Here is a 2557-nt window from a genome sequence, read left to right on the forward strand (position 1 = left end):
CAAGCGATTAAGCTTCTTTAAGTATATATGTACTACATTTAGATGCGTTCGCCCTAGCAAGCGACCGCCCCCCATATCTTTAGTTTTGTAGCCAGGCGATTAATTACAACTGGCTCTGTTGAAAGATCGTGTGGGTTATTGTTCGTGCATCCAACATCCAGAAGAACTTTCTATTACCCAAATATTTTGGCTATTGTAAAAATCCCCACGTTGCTCTAATTTAAAGCCACCTAGCAATAATCCCAACCACACCTCCACCATCGGCATTTTCAACTTCTGTTGCAGTTTAGTTAGGGCAATTTCATCTTTTACTTGTGCAAGATACTGTGCGATCGCAGCAGTCCATTTTTGCACATCTTCATCGCTTGCTAAGTTACGAACATCTTCTAAAGTCGTCACTTCTTCTAGCATTGCTAGGACGTTCGTCTTGTCAACAGGCGCTGCCACTGAATCATTATTTTGGGCAGGTTGAGAAAACTGGTGCGGCCCATGCGGTCTAAAAGTCTGCGCTGGCGGTTCTTCGATTAGGTCATCCAATTCTAGGTGCATGGTTGTCCGCACCAAACCGGCAAAGATGTCGGTGCTGATTACTGGGCCATCAGTATCGCTGTCGGCGCGTATATCCTCCAACAACAACTGGGCGCGGGTTTTGAGAATATCTGCTATTTGATAAAATGCGGCCGCGGCTGTTGTTAGCTGTGCTTCTACAGGTAAATTTATTAGCTCAGTATCTAAGCATTCCCACACTGCATCAAGTCTTGATGTCGTTGGCGCTTCTGATATCTCATCCAAAATATCCCAAATAGTTAATTGCCGATAGCTGGTCATGATTAAACTTGTGGCTGCTTTGGGCAAGGTCGCACTGGGCAATGCGTTGGACTAACCTCAAACATATCTTTATACTGATACAGCGAAATATTGTAATCTTTAGCAAATGCCTGTAACACCTTATCTGTGTAGGTACGTATCTTCCCTGCCGTTAGCCCAAAGCAGTGAATTGGCTCTAACCGACAAATCGGCTTTTGCCCCAGCCATAACTCTGCCGACATAGCGTGTAAGGGTTTATCTCCTGCTTCCTTATATAAGTACAATACAGCAAAATAGTTGGCTGGTGGCTCAACGGCGATCGCCTCAATTTGTGCCGAGTCATCTAATTTTCGGTTGCGGTAGAACGAACGGCGATTGTGACAAACCTTCGGATTCCAACAGCCATCACCAAGTGGCCCATGCAGTACCTTTGCTTTCGATGTTGGCAACTTAGCACACAGTTGGCACTTGGGATCGAGCGGCTTTGGCATACCCTACTCCTGTTCTTCCTCACCTATCGCGCGGTAGTAAGCAGCGATCGCCGCTTGTTGTTCGCTACGTAATGTATAGCGTCGAAATGCTCTATCAGATTGATGTCCTGTCAGCTTCCGTGCATGAGTTGGGTCAACACCCAACAGTAATAAGTCCGTGGCGTATGTATGACGAAACGAGTGCGGATGTAAATCTTCAATGCCTGCGATTTCTCCAATTTTCTCCACAGCAAAGTAAATGCCGTGGTAACTTAAGCGTTCGCCCTTATATGAAGCATGATGTGAAATCATTAACGGCGTGAGGTTATTTAATTGTTCCCCTGATTCAATACGCGATCGCAAATATTCTTGCAAAACTTCACGGCTTTCTTTCTTTAGTGGCACTAGGCGCGGTTCATTCGTTTTTGTATCTGGTAAAAATAGTAGTTTGCCATCAAATGACCCTACATTTAACTCGACAATTTCCCCTGCCCTCAACCCGTGGCTGAGAATGTGTACTAGTGCGGTATCTCTTTGTTTTGTTTCTCCCAGTAGCTCTAAAGCTGCCCACACCCGCTCCATCTCTTGTGCGGTTAAACTTTGGGCTGGTGGCAGTGGCACTTTTTCTAGCTTGATTCCCAATGTAGGATTAGTAGCAATTATATCTGGATACGTATAACACATCCATTTAAAAAAGCTTTTCAGTGCAGCAACTCCCGCATTGATGCTACTTTTTGAAAGCGGTTTAAGAGCATCAGTTTTTACTTCATCCCTGAGATATTCTTTGTACAACCCAAAGTGACGCGGGCGTAGCTCATGATAGTGCAGTTGCGTCCACCCCAAGAATCGCTTGAGTTCGCGCTCGTAAAGTTTACGGCTATTAGGCGCTAGGTTGTTGCTGCGTAAAAATTCCAGTACTTTTACAAGGCGAATATCAGTCGGCGCAGCTATTTTTGCTGGTCTATCCCTCGGTGTTCGCTGCTCCATACATACAGCTTCATCATTTAAGGGAATAAGTTTGATCTGTGGTAGGTTGTCAAACTGGGAGTTATTTGCCATATCGCGGCGATCGCCTGGAAGCACGGTGGAAGTAACACCCCAAATTGTATGCGACTTCAGGTAGAATTTGCCCAAAGCAGAAGTTAAAAGTTGTTTGCCTCGTCACTAGATGTGTTTGTAAATCTTGTTAGTGAGGCATATCGTTTGAAATCTGTAGAGGAGTTGGTTATGGCAAGTGTCCGATTCTAGCCGCCAATATTGGACACTTAATCTAAAACAGT

The 2557-nt window shown here is 44.9% G+C and carries 3 protein-coding genes; all 3 read right to left on the minus strand.

Annotation, left to right across the window (positions count from 1 at the left end; genetic code table 11):
- Window positions 1-135 precede the first annotated feature (135 nt).
- Genes ACM0OY_RS40045 through ACM0OY_RS40055 form a run of 3 tightly spaced genes read right to left on the minus strand, consistent with a single transcriptional unit; the run spans window position 136 to window position 2336 of the window.
- Entirely contained in the window at window positions 136-828 is a 693-nt protein-coding gene (locus ACM0OY_RS40045; RefSeq protein WP_414574244.1) for a hypothetical protein, read from the minus strand.
- 2 nt (window positions 829-830) lie between these two features.
- A complete protein-coding gene (locus tag ACM0OY_RS40050) occupies window positions 831-1298 on the minus strand; it encodes a hypothetical protein (protein WP_414574245.1) in 468 nt (155 codons plus the stop codon).
- 3 nt (window positions 1299-1301) lie between these two features.
- Entirely contained in the window at window positions 1302-2336 is a 1035-nt protein-coding gene (locus tag ACM0OY_RS40055) for a tyrosine-type recombinase/integrase (RefSeq protein WP_414574246.1), read from the minus strand.
- Between the last annotated feature and the right edge of the window lie 221 nt (window positions 2337-2557).

It is taken from the genome of Nostoc sp. CCY 9925 (assembly GCF_963920935.1).
GTDB lineage: Bacteria > Cyanobacteriota > Cyanobacteriia > Cyanobacteriales > Nostocaceae > Nostoc.

Excerpts from the sequence above, each read along its gene's own strand:
- ACM0OY_RS40045 (WP_414574244.1), bottom strand. The coding sequence starts at position 828 with ATGACCAGCTATCGGCAATTAACTATTTGGGATATTTTGGATGAGATA.
- ACM0OY_RS40050 (WP_414574245.1), bottom strand. The coding sequence starts at position 1,298 with ATGCCAAAGCCGCTCGATCCCAAGTGCCAACTGTGTGCTAAGTTGCCA.
- ACM0OY_RS40055 (WP_414574246.1), bottom strand. The coding sequence starts at position 2,336 with ATGGCAAATAACTCCCAGTTTGACAACCTACCACAGATCAAACTTATT.